Origin of the sequence: Sorangium sp. So ce327 (assembly GCF_051530205.1) — a bacterium.
In the GTDB taxonomy this organism is placed as follows: Bacteria; Myxococcota_A; Polyangia; order Polyangiales; family Polyangiaceae; genus Sorangium; species Sorangium cellulosum_B.
On the sequence record NZ_CP150330.1, the window covers coordinates 13369196 to 13384294 of the forward strand.

General features: G+C 70.9%; 15 protein-coding genes. 1 reads left to right on the forward strand and 14 read right to left on the reverse strand.

The window, feature by feature from the left end; genetic code table 11:
* Window positions 1-6: 6 nt before the first annotated feature.
* From WME95_RS50225 to WME95_RS50280, 12 genes are all read right to left on the reverse strand, one after another.
* On the reverse strand, window positions 7-456 hold the full coding sequence (locus WME95_RS50225; RefSeq protein WP_437530284.1) for a type II secretion system protein: 450 nt from the start codon (window positions 454-456) through the stop codon (window positions 7-9).
* A gap of 3 nt (window positions 457-459) precedes the next feature.
* Window positions 460-873, reverse strand: coding sequence for a type II secretion system protein GspG (locus tag WME95_RS50230; protein WP_437548200.1), 414 nt, complete (start codon window positions 871-873; stop codon window positions 460-462).
* Window positions 874-879: 6 nt separating this feature from the next.
* Window positions 880-2106 (reverse strand): type II secretion system inner membrane protein GspF, encoded by a 1227-nt coding sequence (gene gspF / locus WME95_RS50235; RefSeq protein ID WP_437906265.1) that lies wholly within the window; start codon window positions 2104-2106, stop codon window positions 880-882.
* Window positions 2107-2114: 8 nt separating this feature from the next.
* Entirely contained in the window at window positions 2115-3893 is a 1779-nt protein-coding gene (gene gspE / locus WME95_RS50240; RefSeq protein ID WP_437906266.1) for a type II secretion system ATPase GspE, read from the reverse strand.
* A complete protein-coding gene (gene gspD, locus WME95_RS50245; protein ID WP_437906267.1) occupies window positions 3890-6484 on the reverse strand; it encodes a type II secretion system secretin GspD in 2595 nt (864 codons plus the stop codon). Before gspD ends, gspE begins: the two co-directional genes overlap by 4 nt.
* Before the next feature lie 50 nt (window positions 6485-6534).
* Window positions 6535-6843: a hypothetical protein gene (locus WME95_RS50250; protein WP_437906268.1), complete on the reverse strand. Its 309-nt coding sequence runs from the start codon at window positions 6841-6843 to the stop codon at window positions 6535-6537.
* 41 nt (window positions 6844-6884) lie between these two features.
* The gene (gene gspC, locus WME95_RS50255; protein WP_437906269.1) at window positions 6885-7868 is read right to left on the reverse strand and encodes a type II secretion system protein GspC; all 984 of its coding nucleotides are present in this window, start codon (window positions 7866-7868) and stop codon (window positions 6885-6887) included.
* Window positions 7869-8073: 205 nt separating this feature from the next.
* Window positions 8074-9480: a sigma-54-dependent transcriptional regulator gene (locus WME95_RS50260; protein WP_437548210.1), complete on the reverse strand. Its 1407-nt coding sequence runs from the start codon at window positions 9478-9480 to the stop codon at window positions 8074-8076.
* Between the two features lie 130 nt (window positions 9481-9610).
* Complete coding sequence (locus WME95_RS50265) at window positions 9611-10177, reverse strand: isochorismatase family protein (RefSeq protein ID WP_437906270.1); 567 nt, start codon at window positions 10175-10177, stop codon at window positions 9611-9613.
* Between the two features lie 5 nt (window positions 10178-10182).
* Window positions 10183-10626: a hypothetical protein gene (locus tag WME95_RS50270; protein WP_012241832.1), complete on the reverse strand. Its 444-nt coding sequence runs from the start codon at window positions 10624-10626 to the stop codon at window positions 10183-10185.
* Between the two features lie 14 nt (window positions 10627-10640).
* A complete protein-coding gene (locus WME95_RS50275; RefSeq protein ID WP_437548215.1) occupies window positions 10641-11024 on the reverse strand; it encodes a (2Fe-2S) ferredoxin domain-containing protein in 384 nt (127 codons plus the stop codon).
* Window positions 11025-11642: 618 nt separating this feature from the next.
* Window positions 11643-12275, reverse strand: a complete 633-nt coding sequence (locus WME95_RS50280) for a hypothetical protein (protein WP_437906271.1) — start codon at window positions 12273-12275, stop codon at window positions 11643-11645.
* Between the two features lie 116 nt (window positions 12276-12391).
* Here WME95_RS50280 and WME95_RS50285 point away from each other — a divergent pair, with 116 nt between their 5' ends.
* Window positions 12392-13087, forward strand: coding sequence for a TetR/AcrR family transcriptional regulator (locus WME95_RS50285; RefSeq protein ID WP_437906272.1), 696 nt, complete (start codon window positions 12392-12394; stop codon window positions 13085-13087).
* Between the two features lie 28 nt (window positions 13088-13115).
* Here WME95_RS50285 and hisN read toward each other — a convergent pair whose 3' ends face one another.
* Both hisN and WME95_RS50295 read right to left on the reverse strand, forming a co-directional pair.
* On the reverse strand, window positions 13116-13913 hold the full coding sequence (hisN, locus tag WME95_RS50290; protein ID WP_437906273.1) for a histidinol-phosphatase: 798 nt from the start codon (window positions 13911-13913) through the stop codon (window positions 13116-13118).
* A gap of 118 nt (window positions 13914-14031) precedes the next feature.
* Window positions 14032-15030 carry an alpha/beta hydrolase gene (locus tag WME95_RS50295; protein ID WP_437906274.1) on the reverse strand — a complete coding sequence of 333 codons (999 nt, stop codon included), beginning with the start codon at window positions 15028-15030 and terminating at the stop codon, window positions 14032-14034.
* Window positions 15031-15099 lie beyond the last annotated feature (69 nt).

Consider the following 15099-nt stretch of genomic DNA (forward strand, 5'->3'; position numbering starts at 1 on the left):
GCGGCGCTACATCTCCGCGATCTTGTTGAGATCCGACTGCTTCATGTCATCCCGGATGTCGTCCGGGGTGTTCTCTTTCTTGTCGTCGCCGGACGAGACGACATGGACGTCGTTGTTCTCGTCACACTTGATCTTGTAGGGCTGGCCCCAGGGATCGTCCGTCTTGTTGCCGTCGATCTGCTTCGCGCTGACCAGCGCCTGGATCGTCGGGCACCCTTCGCTGCCCGCCCCGAGCTGCTGGTACTGCTCGGCGGCGCTCTTGATGATCGTCGCCCCGGTATAGGCGCTCTTGACGCGCGACTGCTTGAGCTTCGGCCACACCACGAGCGTGGCGCCGCCGGCGATGATCGCCATGATCGTCACGACGATGAGCACCTCGACCAGGGTCACGCCCCGCGAGAGCTTCCGGCTCAGCCGTCGAATCCTTCTTGCGCTGCTTGCTCTGTTCGTCTCCATCTCTCACTCCACCCTGTCAAGGCCGCCTATTTCGCCGTCCGGTCCGTCGCTCAGGAGATCGTATCCGTCCGGATCCTTCCTTCCGGGACAGGTGAGCCGGAGCGGCCTGCCCCACGCGTCGACCGGGTCGATCGCGAGGTATCCCTCGCGCTTCAGCTCTTCCAGGGAACCCGGGCACCGCCGCTCGTGATCGGCGCGGTACAGGGTGATCGCCCCGTGGACGACGGACAACGTGGCGCGGGTCGATCGAATTCCCACGAGCCGGCGCTCGCGCGCGCCGAGGAGCAGCAGGAGGACCGCCATCGCGAGGCCCGCGGCGAAGGGCCTCGCCCGCGCCATGCCGGTCCGCCGGAAGAGCCCGCCGCCGCGCTCCCAGGGGAAGAAGATCGTGCTCTCTCGCTGCCTGCGCCGCCCCATAGCCACCTACCCGACGAAGCTCGACATCTGGATGAGCGGCATGAGGATGGATATCGCGATGAACGCGACCGCGCCGCCCATGATGACGATCATCAGCGGCTCGAGCAGGCTCGTGAGCACCTGGACGCGGGTCTCCACGGCGGAGTCGTAGGCATTGGCGACGTTCTCCAGCATCGCCTCCAGCTGCCCGCTCTTCTCGCCGATGGCGATCATGTGGGTGACGATCGGCGGGAACCGGCCGCTCCGCTTCAGCGGCTCGGCGATGCTCTGGCCCTCGCGGATCGACGCGATGGCGTCGACGATGACCTTCTCCAGGGCCGCGTTGCCGAGCACGCTCCGCACGATATCCATCGCGCTGAGGAGCGCGACGCCCGACGACAGCAGGGTCGCGAGGGTCCGCGAGAAGCGCGCGATGGACAGCATCTGGATGAGCTTGCCGAAGATGGGCGCCCGCAGCACGAACGTATCCCACGAGAGGCGGCCCTTCGGCGTCCGCACCCAGCGGCGGAACCCGTACACCGCGCCCACGAGCGCGAGGAGGACGAGCCACCAGTAGCTCGAGGCGAACGCCGACGTGCCGATGAGCGCCGCCGTGTACCAGGGCAGCGCCTGGTCCATGGACGCGAAGATGCCGGTCACGTTCGGCACGACCGCGATCATGAGGACCGAGATGAGCCCGATGCCGATGAGCGCCATCAGCGCGGGGTAGGCGAGGGCGGCGGTCACCTTGCCCACGAGCTTCGCCTGGTTCTCCATGAAGACGGTCAGGCGGGTCAGCACGCCCTCGAGCGTGCCGGACGCCTCGCCGGCGCGCACCATGCTCACGTAGAGCGGCGGGAAGACCGAGGGGTGCGCCTCGAGGGCCTTGGCGAAGCTCGTGCCTTCGCGCACCTGCTCGCGCACCTGCGTGAGCACCTTCTTCAGCGACTCCTTCTCGACCTGCTCGATGAGCGCGTTGAGCGACTCGAAGAGCGGGATGCCGGCGCCGATGAGCGTCGCGAGCTGGCGGGTCATCACGGCGACGTCCGACGTCGAGGGGCGGCCCGCGAAGGCGAAGATCTTGAGATCGCGCTTCGCCTTCGCCTTCGCGGCCTGCTCCTCGGTCGCGCCGGTGAGCATGATGCCGTCCTTGCGCAGGGCGGCACGGAGGGCCTTCGCGTTCTCCGCGTCGCGGACCCCTTTGACCGGCTTGCCGGTGCCGACGAGGATGCCTTTGTATTCGAATACCGCCACGGCCTTCCCTACTCGTCGACGATGACGTCTTCCTGCGTCGCCGCGAGGACCTCCTCGACGGTGGTGATGCCCTTGAGCACCTTGCGCGCCCCGTCATCCCGGAGCGTATCCATCCCCTGGGAGATGGCGACCCGCTTGATGGTCTGCGCGTCCGCGCTCTTCAGGATGTGCGGGCCCACGGCGTCGTCGACGACCATCAGCTCATAGATGCCCCGCCGGCCGACGAAGCCCTTCTGGTTGCAAGAATCGCAGCCCCCGGGCTTGTAGAACACGGCCCGATCGAGGTCCTGCCCGATGTAGTCGTATTTCTGTCCGTGCACGCTGTAGCGGTTCGAGAGCTTTCGCCGCGCCTTCCAGGCGAGCCGGTCCTCGTCGAGGCCGAGCTGCTGCAGCTCGTAATCGGAGGGCCGGTAGGGGACCTTGCACGCCGGGCACAGCAGGCGCACGAGGCGCTGGGCGAGGATGCCGATCACGCTGCTCCGCACGAGGAACGGCTCGATCTCCATCTCGACGAGGCGGGTCACGGCGGCGGCCGCGTCGTTCGTGTGGAGGGTCGAGAGCACCAGGTGGCCGGTCAGCGACGCGTGGATGGCGATCTCGGCGGTCTCCTTGTCGCGGATCTCGCCGACCATGATCACGTCCGGATCCTGACGGAGGAACGCGCGGAGCGCCGAGGCGAAGGTGAGCCCGATCCCGGGGTGGACGTGGATCTGGTGGATGCCGCCGATCTCGTACTCGACCGGGTCCTCGGCCGTGAGGATGTTCCGGCTGGGCTCGTTGATCCGGTTGAGGCAGGCGTAGAGCGTCGTCGTCTTGCCGCTGCCGGTCGGGCCGGTGACGAGGATGATGCCGTCCGGCCGCTGGATGAGCGCGTCCATGATGGCGTACTCGCGCGGCGCGAAGCCGAGGTCGTCGAGCCCGAGCAGGACCGACGCCTTGTGCAGGATGCGCATCACGATCCGCTCGAAGCCGCGGCTCGTCGGCACGGTCGAGACGCGGATGTCGACGCTCTTGCCCGCGATCTTCAGCGTGATGCGGCCGTCCTGCGGGAGCCGCTTCTCGGCGATGTTGAGCGCCGCCATGATCTTCACGCGGGCGATGATCGGCGCCATGAACTGCTTCGAGGCGCGCTTCGCGACGTAGAGCTCGCCGTCGATCCGGTAGCGGACGACGACGTCGCGCTCCTCGGGCTCGATGTGGATGTCGCTCGCCCGCTCGCGGACCGCCTGCGCGAAGAGGCCGTTGACCCAGGCGATGATCGGGGCGTCGTCGTCCGAGTCGATGATGTCGACGAGGTTGTCCTCCTCGAGCGCCGTGTCGCCCTCGAGCTTCGCGCCGCCGTCCTCCTTGCGCTCCCAGATGCGGTTGATCGCGTTCAGCACCGCGTCGCTCGTGGCGACCGCGATCTCGACGGGCTTGCCGAACAGCGCCCGCACGTCGTCGATCGCCGTCGTGTCGAGCGGGTCGGCGACGGCGCAGTAGACGACCCCGTCGTGCTCGGCGAGCGGCAGGATCTTGTGCTGCTTGGCGTAGGTGATCGGCACCCGGCTCGCGAGCTCGAGCGGCACCGCGTCGATGTCGATGCGCGGGAGGAGGCCGACCTCGCACTCCTCGGCGAGCGCCTTGGCGATGCTCGCCTCGTCGGCGATGTTGGACGAGACGATGAGATCCACGAGCGGCTGACCGCGCTCGCGGACGGTGTCGTAGAGCGGCGCGAGCCGCTCCGCGGGGACGACGCCCCGCCGGATCAGGATCTCGCCGAGGTACTGCTGCTGCTGCAGGCTCATTCCACGCGCTCCATCTGCCGTCCGCCGCCCGGCGGCCGCCGCGTGGGCCGCGGCGGCGGGGCGCCGTTCGGCGGCGGCGGCAGCTGGGCCGGCTCGCCCTCCATGTCGGCCATGCCGGGCTGCATGTGCACGGCGCCGGTGGCCTTGCCGCCGAACGTCGGCAGGCCGACCGGGTCCACCGGCACGTGCTCGCGCGGCCCCTTCGGGCGCGCCTCCTCCTCGAGGCGCGCCCGCTCCTCCTCGGCCAGCATCGACTGGCGGATGTCCTCGAGGAGCCCGTTCGCGCGGCCGAAGTCGCGCGGCGGCTCCCACGCGGCGCTCTCGCTGAAGACGAAGTAACGGTCGATGAACTCCTGCCGCTCCTGCATCTTGCGCTCGAAGATGGTCCGGAGATCGTCCTGGTCCCGGATCACGTAGGGCGTCAGCACGAGGAGGAGGTTCGTCTTCGTCTTGGTCTTGACCCGCTGCCGGAAGAGGAACCCGAGCACCGGGATGTCGCCCAGCACGGGGATCTTCGTCTCCGAGGTGGTCATGCCGTCGCGCATGAGGCCGCCGATCACGACCGTCTGCTGGTCCCGGACGACGAGCGTGGTGCTCGCGGTGCGCTTGTTGATGGGGATCGCGCCGAGCGCGCCCTCGAGGGGGGCGCCGGCGTCGGAGATCTCCTCGGAGAGCTCCAGCCGCACCTGGTCCGAGTCGTTGACGTGGGGGACGACCTTGATCTTCGTGCCGACGTCCTGGCGCGCGGCGGTGCCGCCGCCGAGGCCGCCGAGGCCGCCGAGCAGGCCGCCGAGGCCGGCGAGCCCGCCCGCCGCGGCGCCCGCGCCGCCGGCCAGGCTCGCGAGCTGGTTGAGCCCGCCGCCGCCCACGTTGGTCTGGAGCGGGATGTTCTGGCCGATCGAGATCTCGGCCGCCACGTTGTCGGTCGCGAGGATGTGCGGCGTCGCGAGGACGTTGGAGTCGCCGTCCTGGGCCAGCGCGTGGAGGACGACGCCGAACGCGGGGATCGAGATGCCCGTCCCGAGGATGTTGTTCGAGCCCGTGATCGCGGGGCCCTTGATGCCCAGCGCGAGCGCGCCGAGCTGCGCCGGCAGGCCGATGACGGACTGGCGGATGTTGTTGCCGCCGTAGACGACGCTGTCGTCCGCGTTGAGGCCGTCGAACGGCGCGCCGGCGTGGTAGCCGATGCCGAAATCGAGCGAGCGGCTGACGTTCACGTCCATGATCACCGCCTCGATGAACACCTGCCGTCGGGGCTCGTCGAGCTGGTCGATCACGGCGCGCAGCTGGGCGTAGTCGTGGGGCGACGACGTGATGAGGAGCTTGTTGCTCGCCTCGTCGCAGGTGACCTTGACCTGCCCCTCGAAGATGTCGTCCGTCGAGCCCGGCACCGCCTGGGCGGCGCGCGCGCCCGGCCTGCCGCCCACGGGCGCGCCGCCGCCGCTCCCGCCGCCGAGGACCTGGTTCAGCGTCGCCGACAGCTCCTTGCATCCGGCGTGCTGCAGCGAGAGCACGTGGACCTGCCCCTCGCCCGTCTGCGCCACGTCGAGGCGCTTCAGGATGCCGAGGACGCGCAGGTAGTCCGGCTCGGTGGCGGTGATGATGAGGGAGTTGGTCCTGTCGTCCGCGATGATGCGGGCGCCGGTGCCGCCGGCGCCGCCCCTGCCGGGCCTGCCGCCGCCCGCCGCGCCCCTGCTCGGGTCGACGATCTCGTTCAGCTTGGTCGCGACCTCCGCCGCGGAGCCGTAATGAACGGGCTGCACCCAGAGCTGATCGCCGGCGCCGCCGACGTCGATCTCCTCGACGATCCGGAGCATGCGCTGGATGTTCGACCCGGTGTCCGTGATGATGAGCAGGTTGCCGGGCGGGTAGACGGTGACGTCGCCGTCCTTCGATTTGAACTTGCTCAGGACGCCGCCCGCGTCGTTGGCGTCGATATGGGACAGCCGGTACATGCGGGTGACGAACCGGTCCTCCGCGGGCACGGGCGCGGCGGCGCCGAACACGGGGGTCGTCTCGGACACCGCGCCCGGCGTCTCCACGATCTTGAGGAAGCGGCCGTGGGGGATGACGGTGAGATCGTTCGAGGCGAGGATCGACAGGAACGCGCTGTACGCCTCGGCGACGGTCACCTTCTCCGGCGCGTACACCGTGGCCTTGATCTGCCGGAGCTTGCCGCCGTAGATGAAGCGGCGCCCGGTGATGTTGCTGATGGCCTTCACGAGCTCGGGGAGGTCGGCCTCGTCGAGGTTGAAGCTGACCTTGTAGCCGCCGGGCTTCGGCTTGAACTCGATCTCCTGGACCCCTTGCTTGACCGCGGCGAGCGGGTCGTCCCCGGCGTCGCCCGGGGCGCCTGGCGCGGCTGCGCCCGGCGCGCCAGCTGCTGGCGGAGCGCCCGCGGCCGGGGCGGCCGGCGCGGGGCGGGCGGGCGGCGGCTGGACCTGGCCGGGGGTCCGCAGCACGGGGGCGCCGCGGTTCGCGGGCTGCGCTGCGGCGGGCGGCGCCGCGGCGGCGAGCACGAGCGCCGCCACCGGCGCGGCGAGGAGCCTCCTCCGGAGGCAGCAGGATCGCTCGAGGGTCGTCATCACCATCAGTCGACTCGATATTCTCTGCGTTGGTTGGTGGGGGGAGGCGGCGCCGCTCAGTCGGCGTTCGGCGCGTTCTGCGCGCTTTCGCGCGCGGCCGGCGAGGGGGGCCGCGGCCGCTTCGAGCGAGAGGTCTTGCCCAGGGCGGTCTTGCTCGCGCCGGCGGAGGCCTCGCTGTCGGCCTCCTCGGTCGCGTCCGTCGCGGACTCTTTGTCGTGGGGCGGCAGGACGGCCTTGGCGACCGACACGAGGATGAGGCTCATGACCCCGACGAACGTGAGCGAGCCGAGGACGAACGTGCCGATCACCATCAGCGTCCGCCGGAGCAGGCTCCCCTCGTTCAGCGTCCCTATCCATCGCGCCATGCCGCTACCCTGCTTTCGTCCCTGGATTCAGTCCGGAGCGCTCACTTGATGTTGAAGTCGATGTTCATCGGCTTGCCCTTGCGGTTGATGCTCACCGTGAGCCGGTCCGCCGTCCGGAGCCGCGCGTAGGCCTCGAGGGCCTTCTGCGGATCGCTCATCTCAAACCCGTTGATGCTGGACAGCCGATCTCCGTTCTCCAGCCCGAGCGTCCCCAGCAGAGAGTCAGGGCGAATCCCGAAGAGACGGATGCCCACCACCTTGTCTCCCTCCTTCTCGGGGACGATACGCGCGGAGCGCATCAGCTCGCCCTGGTTCTCCAGGATGTGGTCGACGGCGCTGCGCTCCACGTTGAACTCGTTCTCGCTCACGCGCTGGATCTTCGAGGCGATCTCCGGCGGGATCTTCTTGCCGCCGCGGGGTGGGGCCTTCCCCGCCGCGGCCGTCGACGTCGTCGGGGGCGCCGGCGCCGGCGTGGCGCTGGCGCGGGCGACGGCGTGGTTGCTGCCCACGACGGCCTGGCAACGCGCGCTGCCGGACGTCAGCCAGACCCGATCCCACCCCACGTAGTAAACGGTCTGCCCGCTGATCTCATCCCCTTGCCGGCGCAAGATCGCCTTGCCGTCCGAGCCGGCCATGGCCGCGAACGACCACGCGGGATCCTCGGCCTGGGTGATGAGCAGGACGCGGGCGCCGTCGCAGGAGGGGTCCGCGTACGGGTCCTTGTTGGGCAGCTCGTGCGGGACGCTCGGGATCTCGACCGGCTTGCCGTCGAGCGGCCCCGTCACCGAGTCGAACGGGTTGCGCGAGAGGATCGCCGCGGCGCTCGTCGCGTGGTCCGTGTTGCTCGCGGCCGACCCGAACGACGCCGGGCGCGTCGGAGGGCTCGGCGGCGCCGGCGGGGCGTCGATGGCGACGCTGGAGACCACCAGCTGGCCCATGCCCGACGCCTGGAAGTAGGCGGCGAGCGCGATCAGCGCGCCCAGCACCCAGGGAAAATACCGCTTCAGGATCGCGTCGATGCCCATGCGCCCATCCTCCTCTAGGCGAGTTTCATGCCAGCGGTCAATCGCCGGTGGTTTCCCGCGTGTTCACGAAATTTCGGAAGCTGTCCCGCCAAGGTGACGCACCCCAGCCGCGTCGGACGGCCTTCGTTGCCAAAGTGACAAATGGATCTTCGCGGGGCGCCGGCGCACGGGCGCGCGCCGTGTCCGCGGGACGGCGCGCGCGGCGTCACTCCAGCTCGCCGAGCTTTCGGTAGATGGTGCGCGTGGAGATGCCGAGCAACTGCGCGGCCACGGATTTGTCCCCGCGGGCGTGGCGGAGCGTCTCGCGGATGAGCCTGCGCTCGACCTCGTCGAGGGGCGTTCCGACCGAGAAGGTGAGCGAGCTCGGCTCGGCGGGGGCGGCCTCGCGGATGAAGTCGGGCAGGTCGTCGACGGAGAGCTGGTCGCCGCGGCAGAGGACCACGGCGCGCTCGATCACGTTCTCGAGCTCGCGGACGTTGCCCGGCCACGTGTAGTCGGTCAGGCGCGCGAGCACGTCGCGCGGCGCCTCCAGGCGGGGGCGGTTGTTCTTCGTGCAGTAGACGCCGAGGAAGTGGTCGACGAGGAGCGGGATGTCCTCGCGGCGGGTCCGGAGCGGGGGCGCCGTGATCGCGATCACGTTGAGCCGGTAGAACAGGTCCTCGCGGAAGCGACCCGCGGCGACCTCGGCGCGGAGGTCCTTGTTGGTGGCCGCGACCAGGCGCACGTCGGCGCGCACCGTGTCTCCGCCGACGGGCTCGTACTCGCCCTCCTGCAGCACGCGGAGGAGCTTCACCTGCACGGCGGGCGAGAGCTCGCCGATCTCGTCGAGGAACAGCGTGCCGCCGGCCGCCTTGGCGAAGCGGCCGTCGCGCTTCGCGAGGGCGCCGGTGAACGCGCCGCGCTCGTGGCCGAAGAGCTCGGCCTCGAGGATGGTCTCCGGGATGGCCGCGCAGTTGACCGCGACGAACGGCCCGCGCGATCGCGCGCTGCGCTCGTGGATGAAGCGCGCGAGCAGCTCCTTGCCGGTGCCGCTCTCGCCGAGCACGAGCACCGTGGCGCTCGAGGGCGCCGCCTGGGTCGCGATGTCGAGCACGCGGCGGAGCGTCGGGCTCGATCCGACGATCTCGCGCTTCGTGAGCAGCTTGATCTCCTGCCGGAGCGAGCGGTTCTCGGCGACGAGCGACTGACGCTCGGCCGCCTTGCGCACGCTCTTGATGATCGTCATCCGCTTGAGCGGCTTCTCCACGAAGTCGTACGCGCCCTCGCGCATGGCCTGGACCGCGGTCTCGACGGTCCCGTAGGCGGTCATCATCACGACCTCGGTGTCGGGCGCGAGCTGCTTCAGCGCGCGGAGCAGCTCGAGGCCGCTGACCCCCGGCATCATCAGGTCGGTCAGGACGACCTCGACGCGGCGGCTGCGCACGATCTCCAGCGCCGCCTTCGCGCTGTCGGCCGTGATGACGCGCATGCCGTCGCGCTGGAAGATCTTCTCGATGGAGGCGACGTTCGACGGCTCGTCGTCGACCACGAGGACCGTCGGCGCGCCGGGCGGCGGCGCAGCGGGGCCAGCAGGCGGCGCGCTCGAGGGGACTTGTGCCAGATCGTCAGCCATGCGCCACTGTGTCACAGACGTCAGCGGCATGTCCAGGAGAGCACGGGTCTGACAAAGTCCGATCCGGCGCCTGACAAACTGACATGCCGACCTGGTCCCCGCGCGCCGCCCGCGAAGATCGCGGGATCGGTCAGCGGATGAGCTTCGACAGCTGCTTGAAGTCGTCCGTCCCGGCGATCTTGAGCCAGTCGAAGACGACGGTCTCCGCGGTGGTGATGGTGGCGCCTGCGGCGCGGCAGAGATCGAGGCCGGCGAGCCGGTGGTCGTCGCGGCGGGAGGCGACGCCGTCGAGCGGCACCTGGACGAGGACGCCGCGCGCGGCCAGGTCGCGCACGGTCTGGAAGACGCAGACGTGCGCCTCCACGCCGACGACGATGGCGGCGCGGGGCGCGCGCCCGGTCGACGTGCGCAAGGCGCGCTCGAACTCGGCGGAGCCGCAGGCGGAGAACTCCATCTTGGGGAGGACGGGCGCGCCCGCCTGGGCGAGCCGCTCGGCGATGGGCGCGACGGTCGGGCCGAGGCCCGCGGGGTACTGCTCGGTCGCGATGACCGCCGCGCCGAGGCGCCGCGCCGCCTCGATCAGCACCGTGGCCGCGCGGGTGAGCGCGTCCAGCTGGGGCGCCGGCATCGCGGCGGCGAGCTTCTCCTGGACGTCGATGACGATGACCGCGCTGTCTGCGGGCTCGATCCTTTGCATGGTGGCTACCTCGTGGCCCGGAAGCTCCGCAGGAACCGGAGCAGGTCGCTCCGCAGGTCGAAGCGGAGGAGCGCCTCGCCGATCAGGGCGCCGCCGTCTCCGACGAGGACGCCGGGCAGGACGGTCATCGACGTCATGAGGTCGCCGGGGCGCACGGTCTTCCGGCCGGCGAACGCGCAGCGGCGGCCGTCGTTGGCGGTGAACTCGAAGGAGTAGGGCAGGGTGCCGGTGCGCACGACGTCGAGGCCGAGCCGCCCGGAGAGGTAGCGGTGGTCAGCGAAGCCCTCGGCGTCGATCTCGCCCTCGATCTCGACCTCGGGCTTGCGCAGGAAGTCGAGGAGGCCGCGCGAGCGCGCGCGGATCGTGAACGACATGGGCCGCTCGTCGGACGGCGAGTCGACCAGGTGGAAGCTCCCGGCCATGGTCTCGCAGAACTCGAAGCCGCGCATCACGCCTCCGCCCATCACGCCTGCGGGGGCGCGCCCCGGGGTGGCGACGGCAGCGGCGGGGCGGCCGTCGCCTCCGTGAAGTCCTCGGGCGGGAGCACGAGCCGCTCGACCCGGCGGCCCGAGGCGAGGGCGTCGACGATCTCCGGGACGTCGGCGGGGGTCACGCGGCCGTAGAAGTAGCCGTCCGGCTCCACGGCGATGACGGGGCCCGCCCAGCAGACGTCGAGGCAGCTCGCGGAGCAGGCGCGCGCCTCGACCTTCGCGAGGCCCCGCTCGGCGAGCGCGGCCTTGAGCTGCACGTGGATGCCCTCGGCGCCGCGCTGAGCGCAGGAGCCCTTGGGAACGCCGTCCGGGCGACGGTTGACGCAGACGAAGAGGTAGCGCTTTCGCTGGGGCACGAGGCGGATCCTCGTGCGTCGCGGGGGCCAGGTCAAGCTGGGGCGGTGGGATGCGGGGGGGGCGCGTCGAGCTTCGCCAGGGGGCGGGCCGGCGGCCGGACGGGCGCACAGATGCTGTGCGCGAGGCATTCCTGGGCCCGGTGGCGTACCGTACTCGAAGGTTGTCGGCGAGCTTGGCGGTTCAGACTTCTTCGGAACCCCATTTGTACGGGTTATCGAGACTGCGTTTTGACAGGAGGCTACTGTGTCGCACCCCAGGGGTTTTCATGGCTACAGGTGATCATAGACTCGTTCCAGTGGTAGCAAGCTACCTTGGTTTGAGCCCAGTTTCAGCGCAGTGGAGAGGAATCGATGCGGTGCTCCCGATCCTGGAGCGCATGCGCAGCGACGGGGCGATCGTCATCATAAAGCTTGATGGTGGCAGAGGTCCGTCCGATGACGGCCCGTATACTGTCCTCGCCTCCGGTGGGCGTCTCAAGGGCGATTTTGTTCGCGCGGATGTGTCATCGATTGAGCATGGTCTCGCGAAGGTGATCGTGGAGTATGCGAGAAGGTGTTGGGGGTTCGTTGAGCCCTCGTGACCTGCTCGGGGGGTGAACGCCGGCAGGCTCCTCGCGCTCAGGTCCCCGCTTCCGCGGCGCTGCGCGCGCGGTGCCGGCGCAGCGCGAGGTTCACGATCCCGATCGGCGCCACGACGAGCACCGTCGCGAACCCGAGGACGCCGACCCCGAGGCCCGCGAGGCTCGCGAGCGCGAGCCAGAGCACGTCGAGCGCCGCCGGGCTGGAACCGGACGAAGAACGCTCATCGACGCGCATCTCCCTGCGCAGCTCGCCGACCTCTCGATCGAGCAGCTCCTCGAACGGCCGGCCATAGAGGCTCTCGCTGCGGCGGCCGCGGAAGAACGCGCGGACCGTCCGGCGCGGGGCCGAGAGCAGCCCCGCGAAGAGGCCGCCCAGGTTGAGCTGCCAGGCCGCCACGAAGCCCTTGCAGCCGGCGCCGAGCTCCCAGGCCGCGATCTCGAACTCGCCGATCGCGTTCGTGTCGTAGCCCGTCAGCACGTGGTGCAGGTCGTGGTAACGCACGGCGCGCACGCGCGCCCGCGTGTTCGGGAACGGGACGGGGAGCGGACCGAGCTTGAAGTCGACCCACGCGTCGCCGTAGCCGCCGTCCGCGCCGAAGCGGTTCACCTCGAAGTAGAGCGCCCGCGCCTCCCGCATCGTGAGGCCTTCGTCGTAATGCACCAGAGCCATGGCACCACCCTCGTTCGATGACTTCAGTCACTGACCATGGTCATTCTTCATGCTCGTTCTGTCAAGGAGATCGCCGCTTGACGCGGAGGCGTCCGCGGCAACAGAGTTTTCCGTCGATGAGCAAGGTCATTCCAGGCGCGACGAAACGCCGGAAGCGAGCCGCGGCGCCGCGAGCTCCGGTCACGCCGGCGCCGAGCGCGCCGGCGCCCGAGCGCGGCGGGCGCGCCCAGCAGAAGCTCGACACCCGGCGGCGGATCCGGGACGCCGCGTGGGCGCTCTTCACCGAGCTCGGGTACGACGACACGACGACCAAGGCGGTGGCGGAGCGCGCGGAGGTCGCGACGGGGACGGTGTTCGTGCACGCGCGCGACAAGCCCGACCTGCTCATGATGGTGATGCACGACCGGCTCGCGGCCGCTGTCGACGCGGCGTTCGAGGCGCTGCCGCGCAAAGAGCCCCTGCTCGCTCAGCTGCTCCACGTCTTCCAGCGGCTGTTCGCGATGTACGGCGAGCAGCCGCTCGTGTCGCAGGCGTTCGTGAAGGCGTTCCCCGGTGCGTCGGGTCCGAACGGAGAGCGGCTGAACGCGCTCACGTTCGCGTTCCTGCACCGCGTCGCGGGCCTCGTGCGCGACGCGCAGGCGCGCGGCGAGGTCGCGGGCGACATCGACCCGCTCGCCGCGGCGCACAACATCTTCGCCCTCTACTTCGCGGCGCTCCTGTCCTGGCTCAGCGGCTTCGTGACGCTCACCGCGGCGCTCGATCCCGTGCTAAGGAGCTCCCTCACCCTCCAGTTTCGAGGGCTCCGGGCGTGAGGCGCCGCCGCTCCAACGTCGGCGCGCGTCAGCGCGCGCCGTGCCGGGGATCGCCGGCGCGGAGCGCGGCGAGCACCTCGGCGTGGGTGCGCGGGTCGCCGGCGGCCACCACGTCACCGGCGCTCGCGGCGTCGAGTGGGCGCCCCTCCCAGTCCGTCATGACCCCTCCGGCGCCGGTGATCACCGGGACGAGCGCCGCGAAATCGTGGAGCTTGAGGCCGTACTCGACGACCACGTCGATGCTGCCGCTCGCCACGAGGCCATACTGGTAACAATCGCCGCCGTAGCTCACGAGCTTGGCCCGGGACGCGACCTCCCCGAAGGCGCGGGCCTTCGCCGGCGGGAAGTACTGCGGGCCCGTGGTGGAGAGGCGCGCGAGCGGCAGCCCCGCGCACGCGCGGACGCGCGCCGGCGCGCCGTTCCAGAGCGTCGGGCGGCCCAGGACGCCGAGCCAGCGATCGCCGAGGACGGGCTGATCGATGACGCCGAGCACCGGCCGGCCCCGGTGCAGCAGCGCGATGAGCGTGCCGAAGAGCGGCTTGCCCGTGATGAACGCCTTCGTCCCGTCGATGGGATCGAGCACCCACACGAGCTCCGCCCCCTCGTTCTGGCGGCCAAACTCCTCTCCCACGATCCCGTGGCCCGGCGCGCGCGCGGCAAGGAGCTCGCGTATCGCCGCCTCGGCCTCGCGGTCGGCGATCGTGACAGGGCTCGCGTCCGCCTTGTCGTCGGCCTCGATGCCCTTGCGAAAATAGCGCCGGATCACGGCGCCGCTGGCGTCCGCGAGCCGCTCTGCCAGCTCGACCAGGTCCTGGGAAGGGGTCATCGTCTCCTCCGTGGGCCCTCGAGGCGAGCCTCACCGCGCGATCCCCTACGCGCGCCGCCCGCTCACGGCAACCACCTCGCCTCGCGGCGCCCCGGAGCGAGCTCCGCATTCTGCCGCATCAGGCCGCGTCGCCCGCGGGGGCGCCCGATGACAGGCTCGCTCGGAGATAGGAGCCCAGCGTGTCCGTGCCCCGCGCGCCCTCCGGGTGGAAGTCGGCCAGCACCGGCCCGTTGTGGGGCATGTCCCGCAGCACGTCGAGCGTGACGTCGACGCCCGCCTCGCGGGCGCGCCGCGCGAGCTCCTGGCCCTCGTCGTGGAGGCGCTCGGCGTCGCCGACCTGGATGAACAGCGAGGCCAGCCCCTCCAGACGCGCGTGGAGCGGCGACAGCCGGGGATCGTCCAGCGGGATCGCGCCCGCGAAATCGCGCGCCTGGCGCAGGAGACCCTCCCGGGTACCGTAATCGGTCGCGTCGTTCGCGCGCGCCGAGGCGCTGCTCGAGGTGAGGTCGAGCCAGGGGGAGATGAGCGCGGCGCAGCGCGCCTGCGCGCCGCGGTCGCGGAGCGCCAGCTGCGTGACGAGCGCGAGGTTGCCGCCCGCGGAGTCGCCGGCGAGCGCGATCTCCCCCGGCGCATGGCCGCGCTCGACCAGCGCATCCACGGCCGCGAGCGCGTCCTCGATCTGCGCGGGGTAGCGGTGCTCCGGCGCGAGCCGGTAGTCGATGCCCACGACGCGGGCGCCGCTCGCCAGCGCGAGCCGCGCCATCAGGTCCGCGTGCGTCCTCGTGGAGCCGTACAGGTACGAGCCGCCGTGGAGGTAGAGGACGACGCCCCGCGACGCCGCGCCCGGAGGCTCGAACCAGACCGCGGGGACGCCCTTCAACGTGTCGCCCGTGCGCTTCACGCGCCGGACGGCCTTCTGGGAGTACGGGCGCGCGTCGAGCTCGGCCCTGACCTCTGAATAGGGCCGGTCGAGGAGCTGGATGAAATCGCGGCGGAGAAAGCGGACCACGCACTCGAAGCCGAAGCCCCAGCTCGGGCGCGCGGGCCCCCGGCGGGCGCGTTCGGTCGTGGTCTCCACGAACGCGAGGCCGAACCTCTTCATCAGGCGAAGCATCATGGCGGACATGGTAGCGGACGCCTCCCGCGACCGCGGCGGCCTGTGCCCGCGCCGGTCCGAGCGCCGCGC

Excerpts from the sequence above, each read along its gene's own strand:
- WME95_RS50225 (WP_437530284.1), bottom strand. The coding sequence starts at position 456 with ATGGAGACGAACAGAGCAAGCAGCGCAAGAAGGATTCGACGGCTGAGC.
- WME95_RS50230 (WP_437548200.1), bottom strand. The coding sequence starts at position 873 with ATGGGGCGGCGCAGGCAGCGAGAGAGCACGATCTTCTTCCCCTGGGAG.
- gspE (WP_437906266.1), bottom strand. The coding sequence starts at position 3,893 with ATGAGCCTGCAGCAGCAGCAGTACCTCGGCGAGATCCTGATCCGGCGG.
- gspD (WP_437906267.1), bottom strand. The coding sequence starts at position 6,484 with ATGGTGATGACGACCCTCGAGCGATCCTGCTGCCTCCGGAGGAGGCTC.
- WME95_RS50250 (WP_437906268.1), bottom strand. The coding sequence starts at position 6,843 with ATGGCGCGATGGATAGGGACGCTGAACGAGGGGAGCCTGCTCCGGCGG.
- gspC (WP_437906269.1), bottom strand. The coding sequence starts at position 7,868 with ATGGGCATCGACGCGATCCTGAAGCGGTATTTTCCCTGGGTGCTGGGC.
- WME95_RS50260 (WP_437548210.1), bottom strand. The coding sequence starts at position 9,480 with ATGGCTGACGATCTGGCACAAGTCCCCTCGAGCGCGCCGCCTGCTGGC.
- WME95_RS50265 (WP_437906270.1), bottom strand. The coding sequence starts at position 10,177 with ATGCAAAGGATCGAGCCCGCAGACAGCGCGGTCATCGTCATCGACGTC.
- WME95_RS50270 (WP_012241832.1), bottom strand. The coding sequence starts at position 10,626 with ATGCGCGGCTTCGAGTTCTGCGAGACCATGGCCGGGAGCTTCCACCTG.
- WME95_RS50280 (WP_437906271.1), bottom strand. The coding sequence starts at position 12,275 with ATGGCTCTGGTGCATTACGACGAAGGCCTCACGATGCGGGAGGCGCGG.
- WME95_RS50285 (WP_437906272.1), top strand. The coding sequence starts at position 12,392 with ATGAGCAAGGTCATTCCAGGCGCGACGAAACGCCGGAAGCGAGCCGCG.
- hisN (WP_437906273.1), bottom strand. The coding sequence starts at position 13,913 with ATGACCCCTTCCCAGGACCTGGTCGAGCTGGCAGAGCGGCTCGCGGAC.
- WME95_RS50295 (WP_437906274.1), bottom strand. The coding sequence starts at position 15,030 with ATGATGCTTCGCCTGATGAAGAGGTTCGGCCTCGCGTTCGTGGAGACC.